This window comes from Streptomyces sp. NPDC104202 (assembly GCF_055584185.1).
In genome coordinates this window covers 79,050-93,391 of the sequence record NZ_JBVJMN010000007.1, presented here as the reverse complement: position 1 = coordinate 93,391, position 14,342 = coordinate 79,050, and the positions used below count along the sequence as shown (strand labels likewise).

Sequence of the window (14,342 nt, the reverse complement as noted above, 5' to 3'; positions counted from 1 at the left end):
CGTGCTGCCTTCACGAGACACGGACCTCGCGTCCGTCACCGTCCTGCACGCGGTCCAGCCGGGCGACGGCGGGGTCGCCCGGGTCGTCGTCGACCTGGTCCGCGCCCAGCGCGCCGCCGGCCTGCGGGTCGCCGTCGCCTGCCCGCCCGGCACCGCCCTGTCCTCGGCCGTCCGCGCCGAGGGCGCCGAGACCCACGACTGGCGGGCGGGCCGGGACCCAGGTCCCCGGCTGGTCCGCGAGACGAGGGAGCTGGCCCGGGTGATCCGCGCCGTGCGGCCCGGGATCGTCCACGCGCACAGCGCCAAGGCCGGGTTGTGCGCCCGGCTGGCCCTGCGGGGACGGATCCCGACGGTGTACCAGCCCCACGCCTGGTCGTTCGAGGCCGTCGAGGGGACCACCGCCGCGCTCGCCCGCCGCTGGGAGCGGTTCGGCGCCCGCTGGGCGGACCGGATCGTCTGCGTGAGCGAGGCGGAGCGGCGTACCGGCGAGGCGGCCGGGGTGGCCGCCGGCTGGTCGGTCGTCCACAACGGTGTGGACGTGGCCCGGTTCGCGACCGACGGACCGCCCGGCAACCCGGCCCCCACCGTGGTGTGCGTGGGCCGGCTCTGCCGCCAGAAGGGGCAGGACGTGCTCCTCGCGGCCTGGCCCGGCATCCTCGCGGAGGTGCCGACCGCCCGGCTGGTCCTGGTCGGCGACGGCCCGGACGGCGAACGGCTGCGTGCCGCCGCCGGCCCCTCGGTGCGGTTCACCGGGGCCGTCGACGACACCGCCCCCTGGTACCGGGCCGCGGACGTGGTCGTCCTGCCGTCCCGCTGGGAGGGCATGGCGCTCGCGCCGCTGGAGGCCATGGCGAGCGGCCGGCCGGTCGTCGTCAGCGACGTGGACGGCGCCCGCGAGAGCCTGCCGCCCGCCCACGCACCCGAGTGCCTGGTCCCGCCCGAGGACCCGGCCGCGCTCGCCACCGCCCTGGGCCGCCTCCTCGGCCGGCCGGAGCTGCGGCAGCGCCTGGGCCGCGAGGCCCACGAACACGTACTCAGCAGATTCGATGTCCGGCGCACCGGCGCGGCGATCGCGGACGTCTACCGCGAGCTGGCCGGCGTGCGGGGGGCCGAGCACAGAGAGCCGATTGCGCAGTGACCACGGAAAGTACCAGCGTTCCCTCCTCGCCCGGCCCCTGGCCCACGGCGGGACATGCCTACGGGCTCGCCTCCCTCGCGCCGCGCCGCGAGCCGACCGGCCGGATCGCCCGGCCGCGCCACCGCCGGGTCCGGCCGCGGTCCGGCGGGCGGGCGGCGCTCGTCGCCGTCGACGGCCTCGCCGTCCTCGCCGCGGCCGCCCTTCTCCGTTCGACGCACCAGGACGTCCGGCTGCTGCTGCCGGTGGCGGTGCTCGTGCTGGTCCTCGACGGCCGCGCCGGTCTCTACCGGCCCGCGGCGCACGTCCGGGCCCTGGACGAGCTGCCCGCGCTCGCCTCCCGCGCCGGGGTCGTCTGGTGCCTGGCGGCGGCCGGCGCCGCCGCGTACTCCCCGGTGCTCGCGATCGGCCCGCTGCGGCTGACCGCCGCGTACGTCACGCACGTCGCCGTCGTCTGCGTGGTGCGCGCCCTGGTGCTGGCCCGGCGCCGGCGGGTGGCCCGCGCCCATCCCCGCTCGGCGCTCGTCGTCGGCGGGACGGGGGTGGCGCGCCGGTTCGCCGCGTCGGTCGCCCAGCACCCCGAGTACGGGGTGCGGGCGGTCGGCATCGTGGGCGTGCCGGAGCAGGGCGGGGCCGCCCGGCCGGCCGGGGAGCCCGCCCTCCCGGTGCTGACGACGACGGAGGAGATCCACCGGGCGGTCATCCAGAACGCCGTGCGGGACGCGCTGTTCCTGGACGACGACCCCGGTCTGATGTCGCTGTTCCAGCACTACGGCTGCACGACCTGGCGGGTCGGCGGGCGGCACCAGGACGGCCCGATGGGCGAGCACCTGTGGGGGCACGCCTGGCACCGGGTCGCCCCGCTGGGCGAGCGGCGCGGACCGACGGCCAAGCGGGTGCTCGACATCGCGCTCGCCGCGCCCGCGCTGGCGCTCGCCCTCCCGGTGCTGCTGCTGTGCGCGCTGGCCGTGCGCCTCTCGGACGGTCCGGGGGTCCTCTTCCGCCAGGAGCGGGTGGGCCAGCACGGCCGGCACTTCACGCTGCTGAAGTTCCGTACGCTGCGCCCGTCCGACGACACCGAGTCGGCGACCCGCTGGAACGTGGCGGGCGACCGGCGGATGAGCGCGGCCGGCGGTTTCCTGCGCAAGAGCTCGCTCGACGAGCTGCCGCAGCTGTGGAACGTGCTGCGGGGGGACATGAGCCTGGTCGGGCCGCGCCCCGAACGGCCGTACTTCGTCGCCCAGTTCAGCAAGATCCATGCCGGTTACGCGGCCCGGCACCGGATGCCGGTCGGTCTGACCGGTCTGGCGCAGGTGCACGGCCTGCGCGGCGACACCTCCATCGAGGACCGCTGCCGCTTCGACAACCACTACATCGACCACTGGTCGCTCTGGCAGGACGTCTGCATCCTGCTGCGCACGGCGGCCGGGCTCGTCCGACCGACGGGGAGCTGAGGATGGCCACGGCCGTGACGGTGACGGCGGTCGACCCGGCCGTACGGCAGCCGGACACGCGGAAGGCCGACGTCCGCGGGTGGCTGCGCCGGGTCGGCGCGCTGTCCCCGGTCCTCGCCGTGATCGCGCTGCTGCTCGTCCCGGGCGGCGGCGGGGCGCAGGGCGGCACCGGCGGCACGGGGACGGTCGCGGACGCGGCCTCCGGACTGCTGGTCCTGATCTGCCTGGTCCGGGTGGTGCGCGACGGCGCCCGGCCGCTGACCCGGACGGCGGCCGTCGTCCTCGGGCTGCCGGTCCTCGGCGTCTGCCTGGCCGCGATCACCTCGAACGACCCGGCGGCGAGCCTGCCGGGCGTCGCCCGGTACGTGCAGGTCTTCGTCCTGGTCCCGGCCGCCGTGCTCCTGATGATCCGCGACCGGCGGGACTTCGCCGTGGTCGCCTGGGGCCTGGTCGCCTTCGCCCTGCTCCAGGGCGCGGTCGGCGTCACGCAGTACCTGACGGGGACGGGCGCCTCGTACCAGGGCGAGGACGTCCGGGCCGTCGGCACCTTCGGGGCGACCGACGTGATGGGCATGGCGACGGTGGTGGCGTACGGGCTGGTGGTCGTCACGGGGATCGCGCTCGGCAGCGGGCCGGGCCGGACCCGGACGGCGGCCATGGTCTGCGCGGGGCTGCTCTTCGTGCCGCTGGTGCTGTCGTTCAGCCGGGGTGCGTGGATCGCGACCGTGCTCGCCTGCGCGGTCCAGCTGCTCCTCGCGGGCCCGCGGCGCGCCGCCGGGGTCGCCCTCGCGGCGGGCGCGCTGGGCGTCGTCCTCGTCGGCGGTCTGGGCATCGGCTCGGAGATGGTGAAGGAGCGGGTCACCAGCATCACGCAGGTGACGGCCGCGCCCGACCAGTCGGTGACGGACCGGTACACGATGTGGGCGGCGGCCGGGCGGATGTGGCGGTCGGAGCCGGTCACCGGCGTCGGCCTGAAGGGCTTCCCCGCCTACCGCGACTCCAACGCCTCCGTGGCGCTGTCCTCGGGCAGCGACACCGCCGGCGCCGGCGCCGGTTTCGCCCGCCAGCCGCTGCTGTCGCCGCACAACATGTACCTGCTGGTGCTGAGCGAGCAGGGACTCGTGGGGCTGCTCGCCCTGGCCGGCAGCTGGCTGGCGCTGCTCGTGGGCGCGCTGCGCCGACGGCGGCTGGGCGCGGACTGCGCCCTGGTGGCGACGGGCCTGCTCGCCTGGCAGCTCATCGACTTCTTCTACGCGGACATCGGCGGCCCGTCGACGGTCCTCATGTCGGTCGTGCTGGGTCTGGCGGCCTGGTGGGCGCTGGCGGAGGTGAGGCGTGCGTGATCCGTGGGCGGGTGAACCGGAGCCCACGGACACGCCGTGGCCCGACGGATCGCGCCCCGCGCCCCGGCCTCCCTGCGGCGCACCCCTGACCGACCCCTGGCCGACCGCGCCTCCGGGGCCCACGGACTCCCCGTGGGCCCCGGAGGCCGCGCTGCTGCCGGGGCCCGTACCGGACGCCGCGGGCGCTCCGCTCGCCACGGCGACGGCGGGCCGCTCCACCGGCACGTGCCGGCGGGACGGCGGGGCGTCCGCGCCGGCCGGTGCCGCGGTGGCCGGGGCCTCCGGCGCCGCGGGGCTCGCCGGGGCGCGGCGGGTGACGGTGCGCGGCACCGCCAGGGGCGTGGCGGCGCCGGCCCGGCCCGCGGGACGACGGGCGCACGCGCGGCCCCGGCGGCCGGCGGCCGGGACGGACCGGACGCAGGGGCGGGGTTTCCTGGCGAAGGCGGCGGCAGTGACCGCCGCGCTCACCGCGCTCGGGGCGCTCCTCGGACTCGTACGGGACCAGATCCTGGCCGGGTACTTCGGGGCGGGGGCGGAGACCGACGCGTTCCTGGTCGCGTGGACGGTCCCCGAGTTCGCGTCGACGCTGCTCATCGAGGACGCGATGGCGCTGATCATGGTGCCCGCCTTCTCGCGTGCGCTGGCCCGCCGTGCGGGCGGTGCGCCGCTCGACCCGGTGCGGGCGCTGGTGCGCGGCACGCTGCCCCGGCTCACCCTCGCGGTGGGGGCCGGGGCGGCCGTCCTCGTCGTCGCCGCGCCGCTCCTGGTGTCCCTCCTGGCGCCGGGGCTGCCCGACCCCGGGCTCGCGATCGACTGCACGCGGCTCACCGCGACGTGCGTGCTGTCCTTCGCGCTGGTCGGCTACTGCTCCGCCGCGCTGCGCGCGCACGGCTGCTTCGTGCCCCCGGCGACCATCTACACGGCGTACAACGTCGGCATCATCGGCACCATCCTGCTGCTGCGCGGGCCGTGGGGGGTGCGGTCGGCGGCCGCCGGGGTCGCGGTCGGCGGTGTCCTGATGGTCCTGGTGCAGGCGCCGTCGCTCCTGCGCGAGCTGCGGAGCCGGCCCGCGGCCGTCCGGGAACCGGCGTCGCCCGCGTCCGGCGGCACGGGCGAGGGCCGGATCGTGCTCCTCGGCCTGATCGCGCCCGTCGTCGCGTTCTCGCTGTGCCGCCAGTCGCAGACCCTGATCGAACGGTTCCTCGCCTCCCCGCTGCCCGCCGGCGCCATCTCGCATCTGAACTACGCGCAGAAGGTCGCCCAGATGCCGATGATCCTCTCCCTGATGCTGTGCACGGTCAGCTTCCCGGTGGTGGCCCGCGCCCTCGCGGCGGGCGACGCCGAGGCGGCCCGCCGGCGGGTCGAGCGGGATCTGCTGCTGGCCGCGGTCGTGGTGCTCGTCGGCGCCTCCACCGTGATCGCGGCCGCCCCGAGGATCGTCGAGCTGCTCTTCGAGCGGGGGGAGTTCGGCCCGGCCGACACCACCGCCACCGCCGCCGTCATGCGGGTGTACGCGCTGGGCCTGCTCGGCCAGACGATGGTCGGCGCCCTCGTCCGCTGCTACTTCTCCGCCGCCCGGCCGCTCTGGTACCCGGCCGCCGCCATGGCCGCGGGTCTCGCGACGACCGCGGCCGCCGGGGTGGCCGCCGCCCACTCCTGGGGGTCGGTCGGCATCGCCGCCGCCAACGCCCTCGGCATCACCGTCACCGCCGTGCTGCTGCTGCGCGGCGCGCACCGGCAGTCCGTCCCGGTCCGGGCCGACCGGCTCGGGGAGGGTCTCCTCCGGCTCGCCGCCGCGGGCGCGTGGGCCACCGGCGCCGGCTGGCTGTGCCAGCTCGCGATCGGCCCCGCCGTCCTCGCCGTCGCCGTGGCCTGCGCGGCCGTCTGCGGCGTCTTCCTGCTCTTCCTCACCTGCGCCCCCAGGGCGCCCGAGATTCCGCCCCTGCCCCGCTCCGTCTCCCGGAGGACGCCCCATGCCCGCCGCCACCGCGCTGCGCAGTCTGCTGCCGAAGCCGCCCCTGTGGGTGAAACCGCCCCTGTGGGTGGCGATGTACCACTCGATCACGGACCCCGCTGACGACCCGTACCGCGTGACCGTCTCGCCCGTACGCTTCGCCCGGCAGCTGCACTGGCTGGCCGACCGCGGGCTGCGCGGGGTCTCGGTGCGCGAGCTGCTCGCCGCCACCGCGGCCGGGTGCGCCAGGGGCCTGGTGGGCCTCACCTTCGACGACGGCTACGCGGACTTCCTCGACTCGGCGCTGCCGCTGCTGCGGCGGCACGGTTTCACGGCGACGGTGTTCGTCCTGCCGGGCCGGCTCGGCGGCGAGAACGCCTGGGACGCCGCGGGACCGCGCAAGTCGCTGCTGACCGAGGACCAGATCGTGCGGATCTCCGCGGCCGGCATGGAGATCGGCTCGCACGGCCTGACGCACGTCCCGCTCCCCGAGGCCGACGACGAGCTGCTCGCCGCCGAGACCCGGCAGAGCCGCGCGCTCCTGGAGGAGATGACCGGCGCACCCGTCGACGGCTTCTGCTACCCGTACGGGAAGGTCGACCCGCGCGCGATGCGCGCCGTGCGGAAGGCCGGCTACTCCTACGGCTGTGCGATCGACCCGGGCCCGCACACCAGCACGTACGCCCTGCCCCGCGTCCACATCGGCGAGGGCGACACCTCCCTGCGGCTCGCCGCCAAGCGCGTCCTGCACCCGCTGCGCCGCCGCCACCCCGCCGACCTCGTCACCGCCCCGCTCGGCCCGGCCTCGGTGGGTGCGCGGTGAGGGTCCTGCACGTCATCACGGGGCTCGGCATCGGCGGCGCCGAACAGCAGCTGCGTCTGCTGCTGCGCCATCTGCCCGTCCGCGGCGACGTGGTGACCCTCACCAATCCGGGCCCGGTCGCCGCGGGCATCGAGGCGGACGGCACCCGCGTCACCCACCTCGGCATGACCGGCAATCGCGACGTCGGCGCGCTGCCCCGGCTCGCCCGGATCGTCCGGCAGGGCCGGTACGACCTCGTCCACACGCACCTGTACAGAGCGTGCGTGTACGGCAGGGCGGCGGCCAGGATCGCCGGGGTGCGCCGGGTCATCGCGACCGAGCACTCCCTCGGCGAGACGCAGATCGAGGGCCGTCCCCTCTCCGCCGGCACCCGCGCCCTGTACCTGGCGTCCGAGCGGCTCGGCAGCTCCACCGTCGCCGTCTCGCCGAGCGTCGCCCGCCGGCTCGCCGACTGGGGCGTGCCGCCGGCCCGCATCCGCGTGGTGCCCAACGGCATCGAGACGGACCGCTTCGCCTTCGACGCCGACGCCCGGCTCCGCACCCGGGACGCCCTCGGCATCCCCCGGGACGCCCATGTCGTGGGCGGGGTGGGGCGGCTGACGGCGGGCAAGCGGTTCGACCGGCTGGTACGGGCGGTGGCCGCCGTGCCGGAGTCCCGGCTGCTGCTCGTCGGCGAGGGCGACCGGCGCGAGGAGCTGCTGGAGGTGGCCCGCGCGTGCGGCGCCGCGGACCGGGTGCTGCTGGCCGGCGCCTGCCAGGATCCGCCGGCCGCCACCGCGCACGGCCCCTCGCTGCCCGACCTGCTGGCCGCGATGGACGTCTTCGTGTCCACCTCCCCCGACGAGACCTTCGGCCTGGCCGTCGTCGAGGCGCTCGCCGCGGGACTGCCGGTGCTGTACGCGGCCTGCCCCGCGATCGAGGACCTGGGGCCGGACGCGGCACCGGGCGCGCGGCGGATCGGCGGGTCCGTGCCCGAGCTGATCTCCGCGCTGCACGACGTCCGGGACGCCCGGACCGTCCGGCTCCCGGCCCCGGCGGCCGCCCGGCACTACGACATCGCGCGCAGCGCACGGCAGCTGATGTCCCTCTACGAACAGTCCTCCCCCGCCAAGTGAGAGAGCCCGCACCATGAAGAACACCCCATCCCGCGCCCTGCTCCCCACCGGCCTGCGGTCCCCCGGCCGCTGGGCGGTCCTGCCCGCGGCGGTCCTCGCCGGGGCCGCGCTCGGCGGCGGCTACGGGGCCGTCAAGACCCCGCAGTACGCGGCCACCAGCTACGTCATCGTCGTGCCGGCCGAGAAGTCCGACCCGGCGGCGGCGCTCGGCTTCGCCCAGGCGTACGGGCGGGTCGCCACCGACATCGCGGTGACCGGCGACGCCCAGGTGTGGGCCGGGGTCACCGCCGACACCCTGCGCAGGAACGTGCAGGCCGAGACCTCCCCCGACGCCCCGATGATCTCGATCACCGCCCGCGCCGACCGGCCCGCGAAGGCGGTGTCCATGGCCGACGGTGTGGCCCGTGCGCTGATCCTGGACAGCTCGCACGTCGCCGGCAGCACCGGCGTCAAGGTCGTGCAGTTCTCCCGTGCCACCAGGCCCGTCGACCCGGTGTCGCCGTCCGCGCCGCTCTCGGCGCTCGTCGGCGCCTGCGCGGGCGGCCTCCTCGGCGGTCTGGCCCTCCTGGTCCGCCCGAAGCGCACCGGCGTCCGCGGCGAGGCCCGGCACTCCCGGCAGTCCGCCGCCCCGGCCGCCTCCGCCGCGGTGCCCGCCCCGGCGACCGCCGCGCACCAGCCGGAGGCGGTGTGACGCCGAGAGACCTGCGGACGGAGATCTGCCGTGACGAGGAGGCCTTCGGGCGCCTCGCGGCCGAGTGGACGGCGCTGTACGGCCGGTGCTCCTCCGCGACCCCCTTCCAGTCCCACTCCTGGCTGCACTCCTGGTGGCTCTCGTACGGCCGTCCCGGCACGCTGCGGGTGGTGCTCGTACGGCGCGCCGACGGCGGACTCGTGGCCGCCGCGCCCCTGATGCGGTCCCGCGGGCCGCTGCCGGTGCTGACCCAGCTCGGCGGCGCCATCACCGACTTCACGGACGTCCTCCTCGACGACGACTGCCCCGACGCGGTGCCGGCGCTGGCCCGCGGGGTGGCCCGGGCGGCCCGCGGCGCGGTCGTCGACCTGCGGGAGGTGCGGCCCGGGGCCGCCAGCGAACGCGTCTTCGCCCACTGGCGCGGGCCGCGCCGGCGCCTGCCGGACTCGCTCTGCCTGGAGCTGCCCGCCGTCCCCATGGAGGGGCTGCTGGAGCGGATCCCCTCCGGCAAGGCCCAACGGGTCCGCGCCAAGCTCCGCAAGATGGACGCCCTCGGCATCGACGCGCACATCGTCACCGGCGACGAGGTCCCGGCCGCCCTCGACCGGCTCCTGGCGCTCCACCGGCTGCAGTGGCAGGGGCGGGGCGTGACCGCCGAGCACACCAGCCGCCGGTTCGCGCAGCACCTCACCCGGGCCGTGCGGCCCATGGTCGAGCGCGGCGACGCGATGGTCACCGAGTTCCGGCTCGCCGGGGACGTGGTGGCCGCCGACCTCACCCTGATGTCCCCCCGGCTCGCGGGCGGCTACCTGTACGGCGCCGACCCGGCGCTGCGGGCCCGCAAGGTCGACGTCGCCACCATGATCCTGCGGCACGGGGCCCGTGAGACCAGCACCGGCGGCCGCGCCACCCTCAGCATGCTGCGGGGCAGCGAGTCGTACAAACAGCACTGGCGTCCCGAACCCGTCCGCAACCGCCGGCTGCTCCTCGCCTCGCGCGGTGCGGCCCCGCTGCTCTGGCTGCGCGCGGGAGCCGCCGACGTCCGGCGCTGGGCCGCCGCCCAGGCCCGCGAACGCGCCTGGGTCGGGCGGGCGATCGGCCGGCTCCCCGGCCGCCGCCCCCCGCAAGGCGGCGGATCGACTCCGCCGCCGTGACCGTCGTCCCCCCGGCCGGTCAGAAGGGCCAGACGCCCTGGAGCGCGTCCTTCCAGTCCAGGTCGACCTCGTCCTTCCACGGCTCTTCCGGGACACAGACCGGTCCACCGATCCATCCGCCCACCCAGGAACCGAGATCCACGGTCCAACAGGCGGGCTCGGGCTTCGGCTCGGGCTTCGGTTCCGGCTTGGGCTCGGGCTTCGGTTCCGGCTTGGGCTCGGGCTTCGGTTCCGGCTTGGGCTCGGGCTTCGGTTCCGGCTTCGGCTCGGGCTTGGGTTCCGGCTTCGGCTCGGGCTTCGGTTCCGGCTTGGGTTCCGGCTTCGGCTCGGGCTTCGGCTCAGGCTTCGGTTCCGGCTTCGGTTCCGGCTTCGGTTCCGGCTTCGGTTCCGGCTTCGGCTCGGGCTTCGGCTCGGGCTTGGGTTCCGGCTTGGGTTCCGGCTTGGGTTCCGGCTTGGGTTCCGGCTTGGGTTCCGGCTTCGGCTCGGGGACGGTCGGGTCCGTCGGCTCCGTCGGCTCCGTGGGATCTGTCGGGTCCGTGGGTTCCGTCGGGTCCGTGGGTTCCGTCGGCTCCGTCGGGAGCTCGGGCTCGACTCCGTAGAGCATCTGACGGAAGACCAGGGACGACTGGGGATTTCCGTCGCACTGCCAGACGCCGTGCGGGCAGTAATCCGTGATCGTGTGATAGAGCGGCTTGTGCTGCTGCATCCATTCGAGCATGCGCCGCATGTACGTGGGATTGTCGCCGTTGCGGAAGAGTCCCCATTCGGGATAGGAGATCTGCTTTCCGTGCTCGGCGGCGAAGTCGACCTGTTTCTGGAGTCCGTAGGGCTCGGTGACGTGCTGGTCGAAACCGACGCCCCGCGGCTGGTCGTAGGAATCCATGCCGATGATGTCGACGACGTCGTCGCCCGGGTAGCACTCGGTCCACGGAATGGCGTCGCGGCCGCGGCTGGGGTTGAAGTCGAAGCGGAACTTCTGGCCGGGCACGGACCGCATGGCGGTGACGATGCGGTTCCAGTACTTCTTCCACGAGGTGGGGTCGGGCGCGCACCGGTGGGTGTAGGTGGTGCCGTTCATCTCCCAGCCGAGGACGACCACCGTGTCGGACGCGTTCAGCCCGACGAGGCGTTCGGCGAGGGTCTTGAAGTGGTGGTCGTAGTAGCCGGCGGCGCCGAGCTGGAGCTGGCGGCGGACCTCGTGGTCGGGGACGCCGGCCTCGTTCCGCTCCAGCATGGGCACGTTGAGGACGAAGAGGCGGTCGGCCTTCTCGTTGCGCCAGGCGGCCCAGGCGTCGAGGAAGCCGGGCGGGCCCTCGATGCTGCGCCACTGCTCGCCGGGCAGGTAGGTGTGGCCGACGCGGAGCTCGCGGCCGCCGAGCCAGCTCTGCAGCCGGTCGATGCGGGCGACCCCGGCCGCGCCGGAGTCGAGGAAGGCACCCATGGCGCCGGCGAGGGTCGGCCCGGGGTCCTTCGCCGGGACGTCGTCGGCGGCCCGGGCGGGGGACGACAGGGCGACCGAGCCCGAGGTGAGCAGACCGGCGGTGAACACCCCCAGCCACACTCTCGCTGTTCTTCGGCGTGCAGCTGCCATGGCCGCTCCTTTGCGTCGATCCCTTTTTGATGATCCGTCAATCCGATGCTCCGAAAGTATTCCTAATGAGCCGACCGTGGACTCGGCTTCCCTCTGATCAGTAGTCCATTAGAGGATTTGATCGCCCAGTTGGGGCACCCGAGAGGAAGGGCATGCCCGTGCCGAGTTTTGACACCCGCGTTCCCGCCGTCCTGGTGCGGCTCGACCGGAACCCCTTCCACCACGGAACCCTGGGCGCCGCGCGCTCGCTGGGAAGGGCGGGAATTCCGGTGCACGCCGTCGTCGAATCCGGCCCCGGCCCGGTCGCCCGCTCCCGCTATCTGCGGTCGGCCCGGGCGCGCCCCGGGACGGACGCGGGCGCCGGACTGGCCGCCTTCCTGACCGGGGTCGCGGACGAGATCACCGACGACCCGTCGCACCGGGTGCTGCCGGTGCCGATGGACGACGTGAGCGCCCTGGCGCTGGCCCGGCACAGGGCGTCGCTCGCCCCGCGCTTCCTGCTGCCCGAGCAGACCGAGGAACAGCTCCTCAAGGTCGCGGACAAGGCGGAGCTCGCCGGGACCTGCGCGGCCCTCGGCCTGCCCCACCCCCGCACCGAACTCCCCACGGGGGCCGACGAGGCCGCCGCGATGGCGTGGGCGCTGGGACTGCCGGTGATCGCCAAGTGGAGCCGGCCGTGGCTGCTGCCGGCCGGCGCCGGTCTGCGGAGCACCTCGATCGTGCGGTCGCTCACCGAGGTCCGGGAGCTGTACGCGCGCGCCCCGGAGGCCGGCAGCCGGCTGCTGCTCCAGGAGCTGCTGCCGGCGGGCCGGGACCTGGACTGGTTCTTCCACGGGTACGTGGACTCCGCCGGCGGCTGCGCCACGGGGGCGACCGGGCGCAAGGAGCGCTCCTGGCCGGACGGGGCGGGGCTGACGGCCGTGGGCCGCTGGACCGTGAACCCGGACGTGGACCGGGCGGCCCGCGCGCTGTTCGAGGCGCTGGGCTACCGGGGCGTGTGCGACCTGGACTTCCGGCTGGACCGGACGACCGGCGCGTACCACCTGCTCGACGTCAACCCCCGGCCCGGCGCCCAGTTCCGGCTCTTCGCCGACGCGGCCGGCCTGGACGTGGTGCGGGCCCTGCACCTGGACCTCACCGGGCGTCAGGTGCCGCCGCACTCCCCCGCGTACGGCCGCCGGTTCCTGGTCGAGAACTACGCGGCACTGTCGCTGCTGACCTCGCCGCGCCGCCGGTACGCGGCAGGGCCGGGGGCGGGGCGGCGGCGGACGGAGTACGCCTGGTGCGCGGCCGACGACCCGCGGCCCGCGCTCGCGATGGGCCGCGCCTGGCTGACACACCTGCTGCGCCGGGCGCTGTCGGTGCTGCGCCGGCGGTTCGCCGCGCGGCGCGCGGGACCGCCGGCCGGTGCCACCACGCCGGCGGCCCGTACCCCCTCCTCCCACCAGCTCACCCCCCGATGAAGGCGGACCGCGCGATGCCGGAGGCGAGGGAGGACCTGGTGGTCGTGGGTGCGGGGCCGTACGGCCTGTCCGTGGCCGCGCACGCGGCGGCCCGCGGGCTGCGCCTCCGTGTCTTCGGCCGCTCGATGGAGTCCTGGCACGCCATGCCCGCGGGCATGTTCCTGAAGTCGGAGCCCTGGGCCTCCCATCTGTCCGACCCGGGGGGCGCCCACGGACTCGACGCGTACGCCGCGGTCCGGGGCGTCCGCGCCGAGCACGGCGTGCCGCTGCCCGTCGGCTTCTTCGCCGCGTACGGGGACTGGTTCGCGCGGCGGGCCGTGCCGGTGGTCGACGAGCGGCTGATCGCGTCGGTGGCACCCGGCGACGGGGGGTTCGAGCTGCGGACGGAGGACGGCGAGCGGGTCCGCGCGCGGACGGTGGCGCTCGCCGTCGGCGTCCTGCCGTTCCTGGAGGTCCCCGGGCCGCTGCGCGGGCTGCCCCGCCGGTACGTCACCCACTCCGGCCACCACGGCGACCTCGGCGGCCTCGCGGGCCGGGACGTCACCGTCGTCGGGGCCGGCCAGGCCGCCCTGGAGACCGCCGTGCTCCTCGCCGAGCGGGGCGCCGCCGTCCGGGTCGTCGCCCGCGCGGACCGGCTGTGCTGGAACGCGCCGCCCCCGGCCCTGGACCGGCCCGTCCTGCGGGCGCTGCGGGCTCCGCACTCAGGGCTCGGCTGCGGCTGGCGGAACACCCTGTACGCCGACGCCCCCGGCCTCTTCCGGCGGCTGCCGGCCGCCACCCGGGAGCGGATCCTCGCCTCGGCGCTCGGCCCGGCGGGCGCCTGGTGGCTGCGCGGGCGGTTCGCCGCGGTCCGGGACGTGCGCCTGGGGCAGCGGATCGTCTCGGCCGCCGTGACCGGGGACGCGCGGCTGCGGATCGGGGTGGCCGGGCGGGACGGGACGACGGTCCTGGAGACCGACCACGTCGTCGCGGCCACCGGGTTCACCCCGGACCTGGACCGCGCGGAGGTGCTGTCCCCCGCCCTGCGGGGCGCGCTGCGCAGGGTCGGCGCGGGCGGCGCGCCGGAGGCCGGCGGCCACTTCGAGTCCTCGTGGCCCGGCCTCTTCCTCACCGGGCTGCTCACCGCCCCGTCGTTCGGCCCGTCGATGCGGTTCGTCCTCGGTGCGCGGTACACGGCGGGGCGGCTGGTGACGGGGGTCGAGCGGCGGCTGCGGGCTGCCGGGCCCGGCCGGACGGCGGGGCGGCCGCAGGCGGGCGGACGGGCGCCGGTCGGGACATGAGACGGGCAGGCCCCGGGGAGCGGTCGCTCCCCGGGGCCTGCCCCTGCCTGCCCGTCGCCGGGACTCAGGCGTTGATGCAGGTGTTGCCGAAGGCCGGGTTCAGCGCGGCGATGACGTTCACGCTGTTGCCGCAGACGTTGATCGGCACGTGGATCGGAATCTGCACGACGTTGCCGGACAGGACGCCCGGCGAACCGATCGCGGCACCCGCGGCGTCCGCGTCCGCGAAGGCCGGCGACGCCGCACCCATGGCCATGACGATTCCGGCGATGACGGCCGCAGCCTTCTTACAGTTCATCTCGTCTGGATCCTTTCCTCGGCGGAATGCATTTCCGCACC

At 76.0% G+C, this 14,342-nt stretch carries 12 protein-coding genes and 1 pseudogene; 10 read left to right on the top strand and 3 right to left on the bottom strand.

Annotated features, from left to right (window positions below):
- Position 1: 1 nt before the first annotated feature.
- From ACZ60W_RS07225 to ACZ60W_RS07190, 8 genes are all read left to right on the top strand, one after another.
- Positions 2-1,138: a glycosyltransferase family 4 protein gene (locus ACZ60W_RS07225; protein WP_469754373.1), complete on the top strand. Its 1,137-nt coding sequence runs from the start codon at positions 2-4 to the stop codon at positions 1,136-1,138.
- Positions 1,135-2,589, top strand: a complete 1,455-nt coding sequence (locus ACZ60W_RS07220; protein ID WP_469754372.1) for a sugar transferase — start codon at positions 1,135-1,137, stop codon at positions 2,587-2,589. Before ACZ60W_RS07225 ends, ACZ60W_RS07220 begins: the two co-directional genes overlap by 4 nt.
- Positions 2,590-2,591: 2 nt before the next feature.
- Positions 2,592-3,932, top strand: a complete 1,341-nt coding sequence (locus ACZ60W_RS07215; RefSeq protein ID WP_469754371.1) for an O-antigen ligase family protein — start codon at positions 2,592-2,594, stop codon at positions 3,930-3,932.
- A 313-nt stretch (positions 3,933-4,245) separates the two neighbouring features.
- Positions 4,246-6,009, top strand: coding sequence for a lipid II flippase MurJ (locus ACZ60W_RS07210; RefSeq protein ID WP_469754446.1), 1,764 nt, complete (start codon positions 4,246-4,248; stop codon positions 6,007-6,009).
- The gene (locus ACZ60W_RS07205; RefSeq protein ID WP_469754370.1) at positions 5,906-6,709 is read left to right on the top strand and encodes a polysaccharide deacetylase family protein; all 804 of its coding nucleotides are present in this window, start codon (positions 5,906-5,908) and stop codon (positions 6,707-6,709) included. The genes ACZ60W_RS07210 and ACZ60W_RS07205 overlap by 104 nt, the downstream gene beginning before the upstream one ends.
- Complete coding sequence (locus tag ACZ60W_RS07200) at positions 6,706-7,824, top strand: glycosyltransferase (RefSeq protein ID WP_469754369.1); 1,119 nt, start codon at positions 6,706-6,708, stop codon at positions 7,822-7,824. The genes ACZ60W_RS07205 and ACZ60W_RS07200 overlap by 4 nt, the downstream gene beginning before the upstream one ends.
- Positions 7,825-7,837: 13 nt before the next feature.
- On the top strand, positions 7,838-8,515 hold the full coding sequence (locus ACZ60W_RS07195; RefSeq protein ID WP_469754368.1) for a YveK family protein: 678 nt from the start codon (positions 7,838-7,840) through the stop codon (positions 8,513-8,515).
- Entirely contained in the window at positions 8,512-9,669 is a 1,158-nt protein-coding gene (locus ACZ60W_RS07190) for a GNAT family N-acetyltransferase (protein WP_469754367.1), read from the top strand. Before ACZ60W_RS07195 ends, ACZ60W_RS07190 begins: the two co-directional genes overlap by 4 nt.
- A 19-nt stretch (positions 9,670-9,688) precedes the next feature.
- Here ACZ60W_RS07190 and ACZ60W_RS07185 read toward each other — a convergent pair whose 3' ends face one another.
- Positions 9,689-11,260 carry a glycoside hydrolase family 26 protein gene (locus ACZ60W_RS07185; protein ID WP_469754366.1) on the bottom strand — a complete coding sequence of 524 codons (1,572 nt, stop codon included), beginning with the start codon at positions 11,258-11,260 and terminating at the stop codon, positions 9,689-9,691.
- 152 nt (positions 11,261-11,412) lie between these two features.
- On the opposite strand from ACZ60W_RS07185, the gene ACZ60W_RS07180 reads away from it, so the two are divergent.
- Positions 11,413-12,723, top strand: coding sequence for a carboxylate--amine ligase (locus tag ACZ60W_RS07180; RefSeq protein ID WP_469754365.1), 1,311 nt, complete (start codon positions 11,413-11,415; stop codon positions 12,721-12,723).
- A gap of 2 nt (positions 12,724-12,725) precedes the next feature.
- Here the strand turns inward: ACZ60W_RS07180 and ACZ60W_RS07175 are convergent.
- Positions 12,726-12,806: pseudogene (locus tag ACZ60W_RS07175) on the bottom strand (hypothetical protein); the annotation flags it as partial.
- On the opposite strand from ACZ60W_RS07175, the gene ACZ60W_RS07170 reads away from it, so the two are divergent.
- The gene (locus ACZ60W_RS07170; RefSeq protein ID WP_469754445.1) at positions 12,768-14,003 is read left to right on the top strand and encodes an NAD(P)-binding domain-containing protein; all 1,236 of its coding nucleotides are present in this window, start codon (positions 12,768-12,770) and stop codon (positions 14,001-14,003) included. The pseudogene ACZ60W_RS07175 and the gene ACZ60W_RS07170 overlap by 39 nt on opposite strands.
- 64 nt (positions 14,004-14,067) lie before the next feature.
- On the opposite strand, the gene ACZ60W_RS07165 is transcribed toward ACZ60W_RS07170, so the two are convergent.
- Complete coding sequence (locus ACZ60W_RS07165) at positions 14,068-14,301, bottom strand: chaplin (protein WP_469754364.1); 234 nt, start codon at positions 14,299-14,301, stop codon at positions 14,068-14,070.
- Positions 14,302-14,342 lie beyond the last annotated feature (41 nt).

Coding starts and splice junctions, on each gene's coding strand:
- ACZ60W_RS07215 (WP_469754371.1), top strand. CDS start 2,592: ATGGCCACGGCCGTGACGGTGACGGCGGTCGACCCGGCCGTACGGCAG.
- ACZ60W_RS07205 (WP_469754370.1), top strand. CDS start 5,906: ATGCCCGCCGCCACCGCGCTGCGCAGTCTGCTGCCGAAGCCGCCCCTG.
- ACZ60W_RS07195 (WP_469754368.1), top strand. CDS start 7,838: ATGAAGAACACCCCATCCCGCGCCCTGCTCCCCACCGGCCTGCGGTCC.
- ACZ60W_RS07185 (WP_469754366.1), bottom strand. CDS start 11,260: ATGGCAGCTGCACGCCGAAGAACAGCGAGAGTGTGGCTGGGGGTGTTC.
- ACZ60W_RS07180 (WP_469754365.1), top strand. CDS start 11,413: ATGCCCGTGCCGAGTTTTGACACCCGCGTTCCCGCCGTCCTGGTGCGG.
- ACZ60W_RS07165 (WP_469754364.1), bottom strand. CDS start 14,301: ATGAACTGTAAGAAGGCTGCGGCCGTCATCGCCGGAATCGTCATGGCC.